The organism is Ruegeria sp. CDSC081, assembly GCF_059610485.1.
Genome location: NZ_JBXWNS010000006.1, coordinates 135,851 through 154,480, shown reverse-complemented (window position 1 = coordinate 154,480; position 18,630 = coordinate 135,851). Strand labels below are relative to the sequence as shown.

Annotated in this window: 17 protein-coding genes; 15 read left to right on the top strand and 2 right to left on the bottom strand. The window is 58.4% G+C overall.

Annotated elements, in window-relative coordinates:
• Positions 1 to 19: 19 nt before the first annotated feature.
• The 15 genes from ftsW to AC2FH9_RS12645 all read left to right on the top strand — a co-directional run bounded on the left by ftsW (position 20) and on the right by AC2FH9_RS12645 (position 16,495).
• The gene (gene ftsW / locus AC2FH9_RS12715) at positions 20 to 1,183 is read left to right on the top strand and encodes a putative lipid II flippase FtsW (RefSeq protein WP_496689711.1); all 1,164 of its coding nucleotides are present in this window, start codon (positions 20 to 22) and stop codon (positions 1,181 to 1,183) included.
• Positions 1,183 to 2,280, top strand: a complete 1,098-nt coding sequence (locus tag AC2FH9_RS12710) for a UDP-N-acetylglucosamine--N-acetylmuramyl-(pentapeptide) pyrophosphoryl-undecaprenol N-acetylglucosamine transferase (RefSeq protein ID WP_496750207.1) — start codon at positions 1,183 to 1,185, stop codon at positions 2,278 to 2,280. Before ftsW ends, AC2FH9_RS12710 begins: the two co-directional genes overlap by 1 nt.
• Positions 2,277 to 3,674: a UDP-N-acetylmuramate--L-alanine ligase gene (gene murC / locus AC2FH9_RS12705; RefSeq protein WP_496871778.1), complete on the top strand. Its 1,398-nt coding sequence runs from the start codon at positions 2,277 to 2,279 to the stop codon at positions 3,672 to 3,674. The genes AC2FH9_RS12710 and murC overlap by 4 nt, the downstream gene beginning before the upstream one ends.
• 88 nt (positions 3,675 to 3,762) lie before the next feature.
• The gene (locus AC2FH9_RS12700) at positions 3,763 to 4,011 is read left to right on the top strand and encodes a DUF2484 family protein (RefSeq protein WP_142635033.1); all 249 of its coding nucleotides are present in this window, start codon (positions 3,763 to 3,765) and stop codon (positions 4,009 to 4,011) included.
• Entirely contained in the window at positions 4,008 to 4,262 is a 255-nt protein-coding gene (locus AC2FH9_RS12695) for a DUF2484 family protein (RefSeq protein WP_142635031.1), read from the top strand. Before AC2FH9_RS12700 ends, AC2FH9_RS12695 begins: the two co-directional genes overlap by 4 nt.
• 45 nt (positions 4,263 to 4,307) lie before the next feature.
• Entirely contained in the window at positions 4,308 to 5,234 is a 927-nt protein-coding gene (murB, locus tag AC2FH9_RS12690) for a UDP-N-acetylmuramate dehydrogenase (RefSeq protein ID WP_496871777.1), read from the top strand.
• A 104-nt stretch (positions 5,235 to 5,338) separates the two neighbouring features.
• Complete coding sequence (locus AC2FH9_RS12685) at positions 5,339 to 6,259, top strand: D-alanine--D-alanine ligase (protein WP_496694820.1); 921 nt, start codon at positions 5,339 to 5,341, stop codon at positions 6,257 to 6,259.
• Entirely contained in the window at positions 6,247 to 7,242 is a 996-nt protein-coding gene (locus tag AC2FH9_RS12680) for a cell division protein FtsQ/DivIB (RefSeq protein WP_496871775.1), read from the top strand. The genes AC2FH9_RS12685 and AC2FH9_RS12680 overlap by 13 nt, the downstream gene beginning before the upstream one ends.
• A gap of 8 nt (positions 7,243 to 7,250) precedes the next feature.
• On the top strand, positions 7,251 to 8,585 hold the full coding sequence (ftsA, locus tag AC2FH9_RS12675; RefSeq protein ID WP_281972769.1) for a cell division protein FtsA: 1,335 nt from the start codon (positions 7,251 to 7,253) through the stop codon (positions 8,583 to 8,585).
• The gene (locus AC2FH9_RS12670; protein ID WP_496750203.1) at positions 8,572 to 8,985 is read left to right on the top strand and encodes a hypothetical protein; all 414 of its coding nucleotides are present in this window, start codon (positions 8,572 to 8,574) and stop codon (positions 8,983 to 8,985) included. The genes ftsA and AC2FH9_RS12670 overlap by 14 nt, the downstream gene beginning before the upstream one ends.
• Positions 8,986 to 9,333: 348 nt before the next feature.
• Positions 9,334 to 10,941, top strand: coding sequence for a cell division protein FtsZ (gene ftsZ, locus AC2FH9_RS12665; RefSeq protein ID WP_142635025.1), 1,608 nt, complete (start codon positions 9,334 to 9,336; stop codon positions 10,939 to 10,941).
• Between the two features lie 212 nt (positions 10,942 to 11,153).
• Positions 11,154 to 12,074, top strand: coding sequence for a UDP-3-O-acyl-N-acetylglucosamine deacetylase (lpxC, locus tag AC2FH9_RS12660; RefSeq protein ID WP_496871773.1), 921 nt, complete (start codon positions 11,154 to 11,156; stop codon positions 12,072 to 12,074).
• Positions 12,075 to 12,200: 126 nt separating this feature from the next.
• The gene (locus tag AC2FH9_RS12655) at positions 12,201 to 13,043 is read left to right on the top strand and encodes an outer membrane protein assembly factor BamD (protein ID WP_142635022.1); all 843 of its coding nucleotides are present in this window, start codon (positions 12,201 to 12,203) and stop codon (positions 13,041 to 13,043) included.
• Positions 13,044 to 13,078: 35 nt separating this feature from the next.
• Positions 13,079 to 14,728, top strand: a complete 1,650-nt coding sequence (recN, locus tag AC2FH9_RS12650; RefSeq protein ID WP_496871771.1) for a DNA repair protein RecN — start codon at positions 13,079 to 13,081, stop codon at positions 14,726 to 14,728.
• A gap of 81 nt (positions 14,729 to 14,809) precedes the next feature.
• Positions 14,810 to 16,495 carry a chloride channel protein gene (locus tag AC2FH9_RS12645; RefSeq protein ID WP_496871769.1) on the top strand — a complete coding sequence of 562 codons (1,686 nt, stop codon included), beginning with the start codon at positions 14,810 to 14,812 and terminating at the stop codon, positions 16,493 to 16,495.
• Positions 16,496 to 17,019: 524 nt separating this feature from the next.
• Here AC2FH9_RS12645 and AC2FH9_RS12640 read toward each other — a convergent pair.
• Positions 17,020 to 17,907: a branched-chain amino acid ABC transporter permease gene (locus AC2FH9_RS12640; RefSeq protein ID WP_142635016.1), complete on the bottom strand. Its 888-nt coding sequence runs from the start codon at positions 17,905 to 17,907 to the stop codon at positions 17,020 to 17,022.
• 3 nt (positions 17,908 to 17,910) lie between these two features.
• Positions 17,911 to 18,624, bottom strand: coding sequence for an ABC transporter ATP-binding protein (locus AC2FH9_RS12635; RefSeq protein ID WP_496871768.1), 714 nt, complete (start codon positions 18,622 to 18,624; stop codon positions 17,911 to 17,913).
• Positions 18,625 to 18,630: the final 6 nt, after the last annotated feature.

The window sequence follows — 18,630 nt, the reverse complement described above, 5'->3', positions numbered from 1 at the left end:
CAGATAGTGGCGGTATCTCATGACTGAGATGGTGTATGGCGCGGTCCAGGACCAGCGCGGAGAACCGATTCTACCAAAGTGGTGGCGGACGATTGATCGTTGGACGATGTCCTGCGTTCTGATCCTGTTTGTCATCGGGCTGTTGCTGGGGCTGGCCTCATCGCCGCCGCTGGCCGGTCGTAACGGGTTCGACCCGTTCCATTACGTCGAACGCCAGGCGTTGTTCGGCGGAATGGCGCTTGTTGCGATGCTGCTGACTTCGATGATGTCACCCACGCTTGTGCGGCGTCTGGCGGTGTTGGGGTTTCTTGCTGCTTTTGTCGCGCTGGTCTTCCTTCCCGTCTTTGGCACAGATTTTGGCAAAGGTGCGGTGCGTTGGTATTCGCTTGGCTTTGCCTCGCTGCAGCCGTCTGAATTTCTGAAACCCGGGTTTATCGTTGTGGCGGCCTGGTTGCTGGCCGCGTCACAACAGATCAACGGCCCGCCCGGTCGGCTATGGTCTTTTGCGCTGTGCATGGCGATTGTCGCCATGTTGGTTATGCAGCCCGATTTTGGTCAGGCCTGCCTGATCCTGTTTGGCTGGGGCGTGATGTATTTCGTTGCCGGTGCGCCGATGTTGTTGCTGGTTGGTATGGCGGGGTTTGTCGTGCTTGGCGGTATGTTCGCCTATTCCAACTCGGAACATTTCGCCCGACGCATTGACGGGTTCCTGAACCAAGAGGTCGATCCGACCACTCAGCTGGGCTATGCCACCAATGCGATCCGCGAGGGCGGGCTTTTCGGTGTCGGTGTGGGTGAAGGGCAGGTGAAATGGTCGCTGCCCGATGCGCATACGGATTTCATCATCGCTGTCGCGGCCGAAGAATATGGCCTGATCCTGGTGTTGATCATCATTGCACTGTATTCGCTGATCGTCGTGCGGTCATTGCTGCGGCTGATGCGCGAGCGCGACATGTTCATCCGTCTGGCGGGTACCGGTCTGGCCTGCATGTTCGGGGTTCAGGCGATGATCAATATGGGCGTCGCCGTGCGCCTTTTGCCTGCCAAAGGCATGACTTTGCCGTTCGTCAGCTATGGTGGGTCCTCGCTGATTGCAGGTGGTATTGCAATCGGCATGCTTCTGGCGTTTACCCGCACCCGCCCTCAGGGCGAACTTGGTGATATTCTACGCGGACGAGGCTGATGGGCAAACCCTACCTTCTGATTGCGGCTGGCGGGACCGGGGGCCACATGTTCCCGGCTCAGGCGCTGGCCGAGGCGATGCTGCACAGGGGCTGGCGTGTGCGCTTGTCCACCGATACGCGCGGCGCACGATATACGGGTGGCTTTCCGCATTCGACTGAAATTGTCGAGGCGTCCTCGGCCACATTCGCCCGTGGCGGACTGCCCGCCAAACTGATGGTCGGTCCCAAGATCGCAGGTGGTGTCGCCGGTATGGCGTTTCAGATGTTGCGCGACCGACCGGACGTCGTGGTCGGCTTTGGCGGCTATCCCTCAATCCCGGCGCTGGGCGCTGCGACGATGTCGAAGATCCCGCGCATGATCCATGAACAGAATGGCGTTTTGGGCCGTGTGAATCAGCTGTTTGCGACTCGCGTGGCGCAGGTGGCTTGTGGTGTCTGGCCGACTGATCTGCCGGACGGTGCAAAGGGCATACATACCGGCAACCCGGTTCGGGCCGCTGTGCTGGACCGGGCTGCGGCGGGCTATATCCCACCAGGTGATTACCCGATGTCGATCCTGGTGATGGGTGGCTCGCAAGGCGCGCGCATCCTTAGCAAGATTGTGCCCGAAGCGATTGCCGCGCTGCCTGATGAGATGCGCCGCCATATTCGTGTCGCGCATCAGGCCCGCGACGAAGACGGTGCCCGTGTTTCCGCGTTTTATGACGACCACGGTATCCGTGCCGAAGTGAAACCGTTCTTTCAGGATGTGCCCCGTCGTATGTCCGATGCGCAGCTGGTGATATCACGCTCAGGTGCGTCAAGTGTGGCGGATATATCCGTCATCGGGCGGCCCTCGATCCTGATCCCGTATGCCGCCGCCGCGGGCGATCATCAGACCGCCAATGCACGCGGGCTGGTTCAGGCCGGAGGGGCAATCATGATCCCCGAGAACCTGCTTGACGTTCCTTCGCTGACGCAGCAAATCACCGCAGTTCTGACAAACCCTGAAGCCGCACAAAAGATGGCCCATGCCGCCTTATCGACCGGCGCACCGGACGCGACCGAGCGTTTGGTCGCCCAGGTCGAACAGTTGGCCCAGAAGGAGACCGCATGACCCCAGCAACCAAACTGCCGCAGGATGTCGGGCCGATCCATTTCGTGGGTATCGGCGGGATCGGGATGTCGGGCATTGCCGAGGTGCTTTTGAATCTGGGCTACCGGGTGCAGGGCTCGGACCTGAAAGCGTCGAAAATCACCGACCGCCTTGCTGGTCTGGGCGCCGAGATCTTTGTCGGTCAAAGCGCTGAAAACCTTGAGAACGCCGCCGTGGTTGTGGTGTCGACCGCGATCAAACCGGGCAACCCGGAGCTGGACGGTGCCCGTGCGCGGGGCCTGCCAGTGGTGCGTCGGGCCGATATGCTGGCCGAGTTGATGCGCTTGAAATCCAACATTGCCATTGCCGGAACCCACGGCAAGACCACCACCACCACGATGATGGCTGAACTGATGGTGGCAGGGGAATTTGACCCGACCGTGATCAATGGCGGTATCATTCACGCTTATGGCTCGAATGCGCGAATGGGGCAGGGCGAATGGATGGTGGTCGAGGCGGACGAATCCGACGGCTCGTTCAACCGTCTGCCTGCGACCATTGCCATTGTCACCAATATCGACCCCGAGCATATGGAGCATTGGGGCGATTTCGACCAGCTGCGCGACGGGTTCTACGAATTTGTCTCGAACCTGCCGTTTTACGGGCTTGCCGTCTGCTGCACCGACCACGCCGAAGTGCAAACACTGGTGGGTCGCATCACAGACCGGCGCGTGCGGACTTATGGTTTCAACGCGCAGGCGGATGTGCGGGCCGAGAACCTGACCTATAAGGGCGGCGTCGCACATTTCGACATTCACCTGCAATACGAAGACAAGAGGATCGAGGGCTGCACCCTGCCGATGCCAGGCGACCACAACGTCTCGAACGCGTTGTCTGCGGTTGCTGTTGCCCGCCATCTGGGCATGAAAGCCGCCGAAATCCGCGAAGCGTTGGCTAATTTCGGTGGCGTCAATCGTCGCTTTACCAAAGTGGGTGAGGTCGATGGTGTCACGATCATCGACGATTACGGTCACCACCCGGTTGAAATCGCAGCGGTTCTGAAAGCCGCACGCCAGGCCACCGAAGGCCGTGTGATCGCGGTCCATCAACCCCACAGGTATTCGCGTTTGTCTCATCTGTTCGATGATTTCTGTACCTGTTTCAATGACGCCGACGTTGTTGCCATCGCCGATATTTTCGCTGCCGGAGAGGACCCGATCGAAGGGGCGTCCCGCGATGACCTGGTTCAGGGGCTCATCCGGCATGGGCATCGACATGCCCGCGCTTTGATGGACGAATCCGATCTTGAACGTCTGGTTCGTGAACAGGCCCGCCCCGGAGACATGGTTGTCTGCCTTGGAGCCGGTACGATCAGCGCCTGGGCCAATGGCCTGCCTTCGCGCTTGCAGAAATAACAGGCGATGTGACGTAATGGACTCTTTTGTGGTGCAACCCTAAAGAGTGATCGTGCAACCGCAGAAAAAGCGGTCTCGGAGGCAAGATTTGGCGTACTCGGTATTATTTGCAGGGTTGTGGGTCATAGCGTCGACTATCGTGGCCATGCTACCGATGCGCCTGCAATTTCCACCGGGGATTGTGTTGGTTATCGTTGCGCCGGCGCTGATTGTCTGGCTGGGTTACGATTTCGGCTGGTTCTTTTCGGTCCTGGGCTTTGCGGCTTTTGCATCCATGTTCCGCAACCCAATTCGCCACTATTGGCAACGTTGGACAGGCCGAGGGGACGACGAATGAATTGGTCCATTGCCCTTGCCGCCCTGTGGGGAGTTGTTGCGAATGTCCTGGCGATGATCCCCAGCAAGGATAATCACTGGACCCGCGCCTATTTCTTGATTGCTGCGGGTATTCCTATCGTTGGCTATGTCACGCTGCAGAACGGCCCATGGATCGGGTTGATTGTTCTGGTTGCTGGGATCTCGGTACTGCGTTGGCCCGTGATTTATCTGGGCCGGTGGTTGCGGCGGATCCTGGGTGCCGCGCAATAGCGGATACAGCTTGCTTTGGCGGTTCAAATCCGCGAATTATCGGCCATGACTTCTGTTCCCTCGCCACGCGGCAAGCTCACCCAGAACCGCCCGCTGAATGATCTGACCTGGTTGCAGGTCGGAGGACCGGCGGATTACCTTTTTCAACCCGCCGACCAGGAAGACCTGCAGCAGTTTCTGCGCGACTTGCCTGACGATATCACGGTTTTCCCGATGGGCGTCGGCTCGAACCTGATCGTTCGGGACGGAGGGCTGCGCGCCGTAGTGATCCGGTTGGGCCGGGGATTTAATGGCATCTCGATTGAGGGCAACATTGTCACCGCAGGCGCGGCGGCGCTGGATGGGCATGTGGCGCGCAAGGCAGCTGATGCGGGCGTGGACCTGACGTTTTTGCGAACCATTCCGGGGTCGATTGGCGGCGCTGTGCGGATGAATGCGGGATGTTATGGCAGCTATACGGCGGATGTTCTGTGCAGGGCGACGATCATCACGCGGCAAGGGCAGGTCGTCGATCTGACGCCCGAAGAACTGAATTTTCGCTATCGTCAGTCGGATCTGCCTGAGGGTGCGGTGCTGATCTCGGCCACGTTCGAAGGCCTCCTAGGTGATCCTGATGAACTGCATGCCCGCATGGACACGCAGTTGAAAAAGCGGGATGAGACCCAGCCGACCAAAGATCGCAGCGCGGGCTCGACCTTTCGCAATCCGGCGGGGTTTTCCTCAACGGGCCGCGCAGATGATGTGCATGACCTCAAGGCCTGGAAGGTGATCGACGACGCGGGAATGCGGGGTGCCATGCAGGGCGGAGCGCAGATGAGCCCCAAGCATTCGAATTTCCTGATCAACACCGGCACCGCAACCGCCGCCGACCTCGAAGGGTTGGGCGAAGAGGTGCGAAAAAAGGTTTACGAAACAAGCGGCATCACGCTAGAGTGGGAAATCATGCGGGTCGGTGATCCGCTGACAAATTAAAGCTCCGACCGTCAGACCCAAAACAGGCAAAATAGGGCGACGGATCAAAGGCATAAAGCAGGACGGACCACCACATAAGGTCCGCAGGATTTGAGGCGCACGACGTGGGTAGTTCGAGCAGGACAAACCCCAAAGTGGCGGTATTGATGGGTGGACCCTCGGCGGAACGTGAGGTGTCTCTCAGCTCTGGGCGCGAATGCGCAGCCGCCCTAAGGGGAGAAGGCTTTGAAGTGGTCGAACTGGACGCGGGTCCGGACCTCTATGCGCGCCTTTTGGATATCAAGCCGGATGTGGTCTTCAACGCTCTGCATGGTCGCTGGGGCGAGGATGGCTGCGTGCAGGGTCTGCTGGAGTGGTTGCGTATTCCCTATACCCATTCGGGTGTGCTGGCTTCGGCGTTGGCCATGGACAAGCAGCGCAGCAAAGCGGCGTTTGGTATTGCGGGCCTGCCAATTGCCGACAGTGTGATCGAGGCCAAATCCGAAGTTGCCGCGCGTCACACGATGGAACCGCCCTATGTGGTCAAGCCCAACAACGAGGGTTCCAGCGTCGGCATTTATCTGGTGCATGAGGGCGCCAACACTCCACCGAAACTGGCAGACGACATGCCCGAACTGGTAATGGTCGAACAATATGTGGCTGGCCGCGAGTTGACCGTCACAGTCATGGGCGACCGCGCTTTGACCGTGACAGAAATCATGACGGATGGCTGGTACGATTACGATGCCAAGTACAAGCCGGGCGGGTCGTGGCATGTGCTGCCTGCTGAAATCCCGCAGGACATTTTTGACCTGTGTATGGGCTTTGCCAAACAGGCGCATGATCTGTTGGGTTGCAAAGGCGTCAGCCGCACAGATTTTCGGTGGGATGACAGCAAGGGCGCAGAGGGCTTGTTCCTGCTGGAAACCAACACCCAGCCAGGAATGACGCCGACGTCACTGGCTCCGGAACAGGGCGCGCATTGCGGGATAACCTTCGGCCAGTTTTGCGCATGGATGGTGGAGGACGCATCATGCGACCGCTGACAGCCACCCGTGCGCCGGTTATCCATCGGTCAAAGCCACTTGCCGGTCCGGATGCCGATTTCGCTTCGGGGGACCGCAACAATGTAGAACCCAAGTTCCGCCTGCGGCGACTTTGGGGGCGTAAGTCATCGGCGTTTGATCCGGCGCCGTCCCGCCTAAGCTATCGGTTGCAGCGCTGGATGTTGACGCCTGGTGTTCGCCGTGGCCTGAAATACGGGCTGCCGGTCTTCGCTGTGTGTGCTGCGCTTGGCGGGTATTTCAGCTCTCAGGACCGGCGCGAAGCGATTGTGGCTCATGTCCATGATGTGAAAATCTCGATCCAGCAGCGACCAGAATTCATGGTCAACCTGATGGCGATTGATGGGGCGGGAACCAACCTTTCGGAAGACATTCGTGAAGTGGTGCCGCTGGACTTCCCAATCAGTTCTTGGGACCTGGATGTCGAACAGATGCGCGAAACGATCACAGGGCTGGATCCGGTTAAATCCGCCTCTGTGCGCATCCGTCCCGGAGGTATCCTGCAGGTGGATGTTGTCGAACGGCAGCCCGCCATTGTCTGGCGTACCCGCCGAGGGGTCGAATTGCTGGATGAAACCGGCGCGCATGTTGAAATCATCGCATCGCGGCAGGATCACTCCAATCTGCCACTGATCGCGGGTGAGGGCGCGGATTCCTATGTACCCGAAGCGCTGCAACTGACGGCCACAGCCAGCAGTCTTGGCAATCGGGTGCGCGGTCTGGTGCGAATTGGGGAACGTCGCTGGGATCTGGTTCTGGATCGCGGTCAGCGCATCATGTTGCCGACAGAACGGCCAGTGCGCGCATTGGAACGCGTGTTGGCTGTGAACGAGGTTCAGGATCTTCTGGAACGCGATGTGGCCGCGGTGGATATGCGCCTGGGTCAGCGACCGACAATCCGAATGACCAAAGCCGCCAGCGAAGACTGGTGGAATACAAAAGTAGATGTGAGTAGCGGGCAGTAACGACAATGATGACCGATCTTTATCAGTCCCAACGGGCGATGCGGCAGATGCGCAGGCAGGCAATGCAACGCGGCGTCGTCGCCATTCTGGATGTCGGGAGTTCGAAGATCTCCTGCCTTGTGTTGCGGTTCGACGGTGCCGGACGCCTGCACGAGGACAGCGGCATCGGGTCTCTGGCCGGACAATCCGGGTTTCGGGTGATCGGTGCCGCGACCACGCGTTCCCGTGGTGTGCAATTTGGCGAAGTCACTGCGATGCAGGAGACCGAGCGCGCCATTCGAACCGCGCTTCAGGCCGCGCAGAAAATGGCGGATATCCGTGTCGACCATGTGATCGCCTGTTTCTCGGGGGCAAACCCGCGGTCCTATGGTTTGGATGCCCAGGTGGATCTGGAAGGTCAGCTGGTAACCGAGGCCGAAGTCGGCCGGGTTCTCAATGCCTGTGACGTGCCCGACTATGGTGCGGGCCGCGAAGTCCTACATGCTCAGCCGGTGAATTTTGCGCTGGATAACCGATCGGGCTTGATCGACCCAAGGGGTCAGATGGGGCAATCGCTGGCCGTCGATATGCACATGCTGACCGTGGACGCGGTTGCAATCCAGAATATCGTGCGCTGTATCAAGCGTTGCGATCTCGAATTGGCCGGTATCGCGAATTCGGCCTATGTCTCGGGCATCTCGGCGCTGGTTGAGGATGAACAGGAACTGGGTGCCGCCTGTATCGACATGGGCGGTGGCACCACGAGCGTGTCAATATTTATGAAGAAACACATGATCTATGCCGATTGCGTGCGCATGGGTGGGGATCATGTGACCAGTGACATCTCGATGGGGCTGGGCGTTCCGGCGTCTGTTGCCGAACGGATCAAGACATTCAATGGCGGCGTTCACGCGACCGGCGCGGATGACCGCGACCTGATCGACATTGGCGGTGATACCGGCGATTGGGAACATGACCGCCGTACCGTCAGCCGGGCAGAGTTGATAGGTATCATGCGTCCACGTGTCGAAGAAATCCTGGAGGAAGTGCGTGTACGGCTGGATGCGGCTGGCTTTGAGCACATGCCCAGCCAGCAGATCGTCCTGACCGGAGGCGGCAGCCAAATCATGGGGCTGGACGGGTTGGCCTCTCGTATTCTGGGGCAGCGTGTTCGCCTTGGTCGCCCGCTGCGGGTCCATGGGTTGCCGCAATCGGCCACAGGGCCGGGGTTCTCTTCGGTTGTGGGGCTAAGCCTGTTTGCAGCCAACCCACAGGATGAATGGTGGGATTTTGAAATCCCCGTAGACACCTATTCCGCACGCCCGTTCAAGCGCGCTGTGCGGTGGTTCCGTGACAACTGGTAAAGCCGCGATCGCGGCGCTGGTCATGGCTGTGCCGTCAGCGATAGAGGCTCAGACCCGTATCACACCCGAAGCCTTCCTGGGGGCCGTTCAAGGAAAGACCGTAAAGTTTCACGTCTATGACAGCGGTATGCTGGTCGGCACCGAAGAGTTCCTGAGCCCGACTCTCTCGGTCTGGCGTATGGAGGGCAAGGGTTGTGTGTACGGGAAAATTACAACTCCTAATGGGCAGATTTGCTTTCTGTACGACGATGACGAGGATGGTCTGCCAGTTTGCTGGTGGCCGTTTTTGTATGAAGACCAGTTGATGGTGCGAATGGTCGGTTTCTCCAGGACAGAAATTCAAGAGGTCAGGGACATTTCTGAGAATGGTCTTAACTGCCCAAGTGCCCCAATTAGCTAAAGAAATATCTTGCAGGGGCTGTCAAAATCCCGCAAGATATCCACAGGGCCCGTCAGAGGCCTTGCGAGAGGGCTTGAGCAGTTTTCCGCAGACAGAATGTGAATGAATTGCAAGTGACGCGCCCGTCAATAGTGGCGCGAGCGTCGCATGTTTTGTGGTGCTTTGAGATAATTCCGCAACATCTGGCAATCTCTGCCAAATACTGTTTCCAGGTGCCTTATTTCCTCCATATTTTGTGGATTTTCGCGATTTTTGGCGTGACGTTTGCCGTTTGGATCGGTAGGATTGTTAGTGGATAGGTAAGAAAAACACCGCGTTGGCGGGTTATATAAACAGGCGGACAGAAGCATGACATTGAATCTTTCGATGCCCGGGCACGACGAGCTGAAGCCTCGGATTACAGTTTTTGGCGTTGGCGGAGCGGGCGGTAACGCCGTCAACAACATGATTGAAAAACAGTTGGACGGTGTCGATTTTGTCGTTGCCAACACCGATGCCCAGGCGCTGCAGCAAAGCCAGTCTTCGTCACGAGTTCAACTAGGCGTGAAAGTCACCGAAGGTCTGGGTGCGGGCGCGCGTCCGACAGTGGGTGCGGCAGCAGCCGAAGAAAGCATCGAGCAGATTGTAGACCATCTGGCAGGCGCGCATATGTGCTTCATCACGGCCGGTATGGGCGGTGGCACCGGCACGGGTGCCGCACCGATCATCGCGCAGGCAGCGCGTGAATTGGGTGTTTTGACCGTCGGTGTTGTGACCAAGCCTTTCCAGTTCGAAGGCGCCAAGCGGATGCGTCAGGCCGAAGACGGTGTTGAAGCCTTGCAGCGCGTTGTCGACACGCTGATCATCATTCCAAACCAGAACCTGTTCCGTCTGGCCAACGAAAAGACCACGTTTACCGAGGCGTTTTCGATGGCGGATGACGTTCTGTATCAGGGTGTCAAAGGCGTGACCGACCTGATGGTGCGTCCGGGCCTGATCAACCTCGACTTCGCGGATGTTCGCGCCGTTATGGACGAGATGGGCAAGGCGATGATGGGCACGGGCGAAGCCACCGGCGAAGATCGCGCCGTACAGGCCGCCGAGAAGGCCATCGCGAACCCGCTGTTGGATGAAATCAGCCTCAAGGGCGCCAAGGGCGTTCTGATCAACATCACCGGCAGCCACGACCTGACCCTGTTCGAACTGGACGAAGCCGCAAACCGTATCCGTGAGGAAGTGGATCCTGAGGCGAATATCATCGTCGGCTCCACGCTGGATACCGCAATGGAAGGCGGCATGCGCGTTTCGGTTGTGGCAACAGGTATCGACGCCAGCGAAAAGCAGGATGATGTGCCTGTCGCGCGTCGTTCGATGTCGGCACCGCTGACCCGTTCGGTTTCTGCAGAGGAAGCGGCCCTGGAAGAAATGTCAGTGGCGGCAAGCGCCGAACCTGAACCTCAGCCCGAACCAACGCGTGAACCTTCGCTGTTTGAGGCAACTGAAGAGCCGATGGAACCGCAGTTCCAACCGCGCGCAGAACAGGATGATGACGGCCTGCCACCCCCGGCTTATCAACCGCGCGTGGCCGAATTCGAGCCGACTCCCGAGCCGGTCGAATACGCCCCAGAAAGCTTTGTCGCACCTCAGCCGCAAGCACCCGCAGGATCGCCGTCACCTGAAGCGCTGAGGCGCTTGCAGGCAGCCGTCCAGAATGTACCTCCGGCTGAAAGAGGTCATCCTGCGCCTCGGCCACAGGAGGTCTCCGATAGTCATGGAGATGCCGACCGCCCGCGGTTTGGTTTTAACCGCCTGATTGATCGCATGACCGGCCACGCAGCCGATACTCCGGCGCAGCAACCGGCCCGCCAGCAGCCGGTATTGCGCCAATCTGACGCTACGGCACCTGCACATGTCGAGGACGACCCGGAGCAGGATCGGATCGAAATACCGGCCTTCCTTCGCCGTCAAGCCAACTGATCGCGGTAACAATATACTAAAGAGGGGCTGCCATTTGGCGGCCCTTTCTTATTTTAAAACAGTGCATTATCCCTATGTGAGCAGGGTTTTGCCGACCTGTCACATTCATGTTTCATTCGGTTGCAAAGAGTGAGTTGAGCCTTTTGACCTGCTTCCTTAGTTGAATGCCAACACGGCCATCACAGGTCGGACGCCACTCACTGAGGTCACACTTGCAACATACGCTCAAATCTCCGATCACGTTTACAGGCCTCGGGCTGCACAGCGGTAAGCCTGCGACGATGATCCTGAAGCCGGCTGCTGCTGGCCACGGCATCTGGTTCAAACGGACGGATATCGAGCTGGGCAATGCGTTGATCCCTGCAATCTACGATGTGGTCGATCGTACCCCGCTTTGTACCCGACTGGTCAATGAAGCGGGCGTTACGGTTTCCACCGTCGAGCATATCATGGCAGCTTTGGCTGGATGCGGTGTCCACAATGCGCTGATCGAGATTGATGGCCCCGAGGTGCCGATCATGGACGGGTCTTCGATTGAATTCGTTCGTGGCATCATGTTGAAAGGCGTGCGTCGACAGGCAAGCCCGGTCCTGGCCTATGAGGTTCTTAAACCTGTGACCGCAACCCGTGAGGGTGCCAGTGCTTCGATTGCGCCTGCGGACGGTTTGATTATCGATTTTCATATCGATTTTGAAGACAGCGCCATTGGTCGTCAGACTAAGAGGCTGGATATGTGCAATGGCTCTTTTGCACGCGAGCTTAGTGATTGCCGGACATTCTGCCGTCGTACCGACGTCGAAGCGATGCGCGAGAACGGCTTGGCTCTTGGCGGCACGCTTGAAAATGCTGTGGTCGTTCAGGGCGACGAAGTTCTGACCCCGGGTGGCCTTCGCCACGCAGACGAGGCAGTGCGTCACAAGATGCTAGATGCTCTGGGTGACTTGTATTTGGCGGGTGGACCGATTCTGGGTCATTTCACCGGCGACAAGTCTGGTCATGCGATGACAAACACGCTGCTGCGCAAGCTGTTTGAAACGCCCGGTGCTGTGCGTCCGATCCTGTGTACCCCCGAACAGGCCGCGCGTCTGCCCGGGCAGGGTCTGGTCTGGGACGAAATCCCCGAAGTCGCCTGATTGGTTCCACTCTGCTGACAAATCCGCCAAAGGGCCTACTAAGGCGTTTTGCACTGGAATTTTATGTGCTAGACCAAGGCCCAAACCGGGGTATTCCCATTAAGCAAGACGACAAGGATTGGCGGAATGATAGGCACCAAAGCGGCGGTCAGATTCGCAGGGGCGGTACTTCTGACAGCAGTTTTGACAGCGTGCAACAGCGGGGGCGCTGACCGCAATCAGAACCTAGAAGGGTTCACCCCCGAACAGATTTTCACGCGTGGGGAATTTGAGCTGTCGGAGAATCGTTCCGACGATGCGGCGTGGTACTTCTCCGAGGTTGAACGTCTTTACCCTTACTCTGACTGGGCAAAGCGCGCGCTGATCATGCAGGCGTTTTCGTACCATGCAGATGAGAATTACGAAGAAAGCCGTGCAGCAGCACAGCGCTATATAGATTTCTATCCAACTGACGAAGATGCGGCCTATGCCCAATATCTGTTGGCACTCAGCTATTATGACCAGATTGACGAGGTGGGCCGCGATCAGGGCCTGACGTTCCAGGCGCTTCAGTCATTGCGCACGGTGATCGAGGTCTATCCGGACAGCGAATATGCCACCTCCGCCGTGTTGAAATTCGATCTGGCCTTTGACCATCTGGCTGGCAAAGAAATGGAGATCGGACGTTATTATCTGCGTCAGGATCACTATACTGCCGCGATCAACCGGTTCCGCGTTGTGGTAGAGGATTTTCAGACAACTTCGCATACCGCTGAAGCGCTCTATCGCCTGATCGAGGCCTATCTCTCGTTGGGTCTGGTGGATGAGGCGCAATCGGCCGGTGCAATTCTGGGTTACAACTACCAATCCTCGGAATGGTATGACGCTGGCTATAAGCTGCTGACCTCTCGCGGGCTGAAACTCAAAAGCCGCGGCAACAACTGGCTCAGCACGATTTATCGCCAGACCGTCAAAGGTCAGTGGTTGTAATCGCCATGGCTAAAGGCGTGGGACGCTGAGACCCGATGCTGCGCGCCCTTGATATCCGCGATATGCTGATCATCGACCGGTTGGAACTGACGTTCCAGCCGGGATTGAACGCGTTGACCGGCGAAACCGGCGCGGGCAAGTCGATCCTACTGGATTCGCTTGGGTTCGTTCTGGGCTGGCGCGGGCGGGCAGAGCTGGTACGTCAGGGGGCCGCTCAGGGCGAAGTTGTGGCCGAGTTCGAGCTGCACGAAAACCACCCCGCACATGCGATTTTGGCCGAAGCCGGATTGCCCGGAGGCGAAGAGCTGATCCTGCGCCGCGTGAACACAGCCGAGGGTCGGAAAACCGCATGGGTCAATGACAGGCGTTGCTCGGGCGAGGTGCTGCGGGCCTTGTCGGAAACCCTGGTGGAACTGCATGGCCAGCACGATGATCGCGGCCTGCTGAACCCACGTGGCCACCGCGCGATGCTGGATGATTTTGCCGGGGCAGGGGGGCAACTGGCCACTGTGCGCTCCGCATGGTCCGAGATGTCGCGCGCGCGCAAGCTTTTGTCTGAGGTCGAATCTGCCTTGGCTGCCATGCGGGCAGAGGAAGAATTTCTGCGCCATGCGGTCACTGAGCTTGATAAGCTTGATCCGCAGCCCGGCGAGGATGCCGAACTGGATGCAAGGCGCCGCATGATGCAGGGGGCAGAGCGGATTCGCGATGACGTCGCCCGTGCCTATGACTTGCTTGGCAGCGATGGGGCCGAGGGCGCGATGTCTGATGCTCTGCGCTGGTTGGAAGGCGTGTCCGATAATGCGGGCGGGCAGTTAGAAGAGCCTGTTGCCGCACTGGGGCGTGCACTGGTCGAATTGGGCGAGGCGCAAGATGGCGTTAATGCCAGTCTTCAGGTGCTGGACTTCAATCCGGCTGAACTGGAGGCAGTCGAGGAACGGCTTTTCGCCATTCGTGCGTTGGCCCGAAAGCATGACGTTGCCCCGGACGACTTGGGTGGGTTCGCGGAGACCCTGCGTGAGCGGCTGAACCGTTTGGATGCTGGTGACGCTGATCTGGCCGACAGGCGCTTTGCGGTTGAGACTGCGCAGGCAGTTTATCACAAGGCTGCGGAAGCACTCAGTAGCCTGCGCCAACGGGCAGCGGGTGAACTTGACACCGCTGTGATGGCCGAGCTTGCACCGCTGAAAATGGAACGCGCTGTGTTCCAGACCGAGATCACCCCGTCCGATCCCGGCCCCGAAGGTGCGGATGCTGTGGCGTTCACCGTTGCCACCAACCCCGGTGCACCGTCTGGACCGTTGAACAAAATCGCCTCGGGCGGTGAACTGAGCCGCTTCTTGCTGGCGCTCAAGGTCTGTCTGTCCGGCGATGACAGCGCGCGCACGATGATCTTTGATGAGATCGACAGGGGTGTTGGCGGCGCGACCGCGGATGCTGTTGGTAGGCGTCTGGCTGCGCTCGCGCAGGGCGGGCAGGTATTGGTCGTGACGCATTCCCCGCAGGTCGCCGCACGTGCCGCCTATCACTGGCGTGTTCAGAAACATGTGACCGATGGGCAAACTCTGTCGACCGTGGTGCCCTTGGCCCAGGCCGACCGGGTGGACGAGATCGCCAGGATGGTCGCCGGAGACACGATCACGGACGAAGCGCGCGCCGCTGCCCGTGCTCTTCTGGACGCATAGGCCCTCACAGACGCGCGATCCGGCTTTTAACCGTGCCCTCCGTGGCTTAGTAAGGGGTGTATTCTGATCCCCCGAGGGCAAATGACCCAGTCAACCCGCACCGTTCTGCGCAACCAGCTCAATCAGGCTCTGGCCGCGATGAAGGACGCGTGGCGGGTGATGCGCAGGCGCGGGCCCAGCCAAATTCAGTTCTGGTTCATCGCGCTGGCGATTGGGATTGCCGCAGGCTTTATGGCATTGGGATTTCGTAAGGCAATTCAGGCATTGCAGGCCTATGTCTACGACACCGGGGATATCTCGTTACTGCACAGCCATGTGGAAAAGCTACCCTGGTTCCTGATCCTGATCACACCGATCATCGGCGGTCTTATCGTTGGCATCATCCTGCACCGGTATACCGATGACGGGCGCGTGCGTTCAGTTGCCGACGTAATCGAAGGCGCTGCCCTCACCGATGGTCGGGTCGAAGGCAAGGCGGGTATCGCGTCTTTTTTCTCCTCGCTGATTACGCTCAGCACAGGTGGGTCCACGGGTCGAGAAGGGCCGGTTGTGCATATGGCAGGCGTGATCTCGACCTGGGTCAGTAATCGTATCCATGCCGACGGAATTACCGGGCGTGATTTGCTGGGATGTGCGGTGGCGGCGGCAGTTTCGGCCAGTTTCAACTCACCCATTGCCGGTGCTTTGTTCGCACTTGAGGTGGTGTTGCGCCATTTCGCGGTGCATGCTTTTGCGCCCATCGTTATCGCTTCGGTCGCCGGGACGGTGATTAACCGGCTGGAATACGGCGACGTGACCGAATTCACTCTGGATACGCCCGGATCCCTGCAATTCTATGTCGAGCTGCCCGCGTTTCTGATCCTTGGGTTGATCTGCGGGTTGGTGGCCTTGCTTCTGATGCGGTCGATCTTCTTTGCAGAAGATATTGGCAATCACATTCAAAGCCGGCTGTCCTTGCCCGGATGGCTGCGTCCTGCTGTATCAGGCGCAATGTTGGGACTGATCGCGATCTGGTTTCCCCACATCATCGGCGTTGGATACGAAACCACGATCCGGGCTCTGGCCGGAGATTTGGTTCTGACAACCGCCATCCTGTTCGCAATCATCAAAACTGTGGCTGTTGCGATCACGATGGGGGGACGTATGGGTGGCGGTGTGTTTTCACCCTCGCTGATGATAGGTGCGTTAACCGGGTTGGCATTCGGGTTGATTGCAACGGGTTTGCTGCCCAATGTATCGGGGACCCATACCCTTTATGCATTTGCCGGGATGGGCGCGGTGGCCGCTGCCGTGCTTGGTGCCCCGATTTCGACCACGATGATTGTCTTTGAACTGACCGGAGATTGGCAGATCGGTCTGGCGGTGATGGTGTCGGTTTCAATGTCCACGGCGCTGGCTTCGCGCCTCGTGGATCGATCCTTCTTCCTGACACAACTGGAACGGCGCAATGTGCATCTGGCCGCGGGGCCACAAGCCTATCTTCTGGCAATGTTGCGCGCAGGCGCAGTGATGCGACCGCTTGGCGATGCACGTTCAATCACCCGGGAAGAAGCACAGGTTTTGATTGATCAAGGTCTTTTTGTTCAAGCAAGCGCTACGCTTGAGGCGGCGATGCCGTTCTTCGACCGAGACGAAATCCTCTGCATACCGGTGGTTGTGAGCGGTGATGACGGAGCTGAGACCCCAGTCGGTACGCTCTACCATATTGATGCGCTAAAGGCCTATAACCGCGCGTTGGCAGCCACGGCTGCAGAAGAACATTCATAACAGGGGCCCCTGCAACATTGGTCCTTGTCAATCTTGTTCCTTGAAACAGGCGAGGCATTAACGCGATACGATCTTTGGATCTGCACTTGCCGGGCGTGGCCAGTCGAAATCCAGAGGCTCATGTGTTCGATCTGACAAGCTGTGCAGAACTGAGCTTTCTAGCTGAAAAACATTAGGCCTTGGAGCGCTGGTGAAGGACTAACTTTACCTCACTGACGCTCTGGAATTTGTGGAACGACGCGCAACTTTGAGCCGTCGACAGCTTCCCAGGATATTTTCGAGCCAGCGGGTCATGCAATATTGGCCGTAACATCGAGAAATTCTGATCTATTGCGGACTCTTGTCGGTATCTGGCCAAAAAACGGCTGTGCGGCGTAGCCCAGTTCCGCTGCGGCTGCACCAATGTCTGATTTTGAAAGTTAGATTCAATTTCCGCAGAATCCGATTTGCACACTCCTTGTCTGTCATCGCGCTCTGAGGGCAACAATCCGAGCGAGTGATGAACTATGCGCCAACACCGCTCCTTACGATCTGTTGGCATTCGCCGCTGGAAGGAGGCCATCCGGGCGTAACAGCAACAACAAGATGACTGAGGCCAGAACCATTGCATCCCGGTATGGGGCCAGACTGTCTGGCAGGAAAGCCTGTAGCAGAACCTCCAGCCCGCCGACGATGAACCCACCAAGGACAGCGCCGCCCAAGCTGCCCAAACCCCCAAGTACGGTCGCAATGAAGGCCTTGAGAACGGGGAAAAATCCCATCAGTGGATCCACTGACCCGCGTTGTGCCGTCCAGATGACAGCGGCAATACCCGCAAGTAGCCCTGACAGGGCAAAAGCTACAGCAACGACCCGGTTGGCCTTGATACCCAGCAGTTTGAGCATCTCGATATCTTCGGCAGCGGCGCGCATGGCCATGCCAATCGTTGTGCGCCGCAACACGAATGTCAGGCCTGCAAGGGCTGAAAATGTTACGATGATTGATACGGTCGGGATAATGCCAAATGTCGTCTGGCCGATATGATAGGTGCCAGACCATGACGCTGGAAAAGAGATCGGGACGGGTCTGGCGGAAATTCCGTTCTGGAACAGAACTTTGAGGATCTCGGACACAGCGAAAGATGTGATCAAAAGTGCAACGACATCCGCGCCGCGCATGGCGCGAAACGCTGTACGCTCCATTGCCATGGCCATGAACACAGAAGCCCCAAGCCCGACAACAAGAGCGGCGATCGGCGGCAGGCCAAAGCTCATGGCCAGAAAGATGCCATAGCCCCCGAACGTCATGATTTCGCCATGCGCGAAATTGATCAATCGCACAATAGAGAACACAATCGCCAGCCCCAGGGCCAGCATCGCATAAATTCCCCCAAGGCTAAGCGCGTTGATCATTTGTTGAAGAAGAACTTCCATCGCTCAAGCCGCCAGATATGCGGATTGCAAGACCGCGTTATTTGCTAGTTCCGACGGTGCACCGGCAGCGGCAACAGCGCCATTCGCCAGCACTACGGCATGATCGGCAATGTCCAGGGCAAGAGCCGCGTTTTGCTCGACCAGAAGCACTGAAATACCGTCGGCTTTCAATTCTTCTACGATGTCGAAAATCTGATCCACGACCTGCGGCGCAAGGCCAAGCGACGGTTCGTCCAGCAACAGCAAGCGCGGTCCGCTCATCAAGGCACGTCCCACCGCCAGCATCTGTTGTTCGCCCCCCGACAAAAGCCCCGCCATCTGACGGCGGCGTTCGCCCAGGATCGGGAAGCGCTCTTTCATCTCGGCCAAACGTTTGGCGCTGAGCGTCTCGTCGCCCAGAATTGATCCGGCCAGCACAAGATTTTCTTCGACCGTCAGCTGCGCAAACACGCGGCGTCCTTCCGGTGAGATGGCCACACCCGCCCGCACAATGGCGTCGGGTGTGGCCCCTGTCATATCCTTGCCAAAAAGGGAAACAGCGCCCGATACCACGGGCAAAGCACCTGCGATGGCCATGACCGTCGTTGTCTTGCCTGCGCCATTGGCCCCTAAAAGCGCCGTTATGCCGCCTTTGGGGACGATCAGGTCAATGCCCTGAACCGCGCGGATTGGGCCATAGCGGACGTGCAAGCCTTGGATATCGAGTGCTGTTTCCATTGGGTT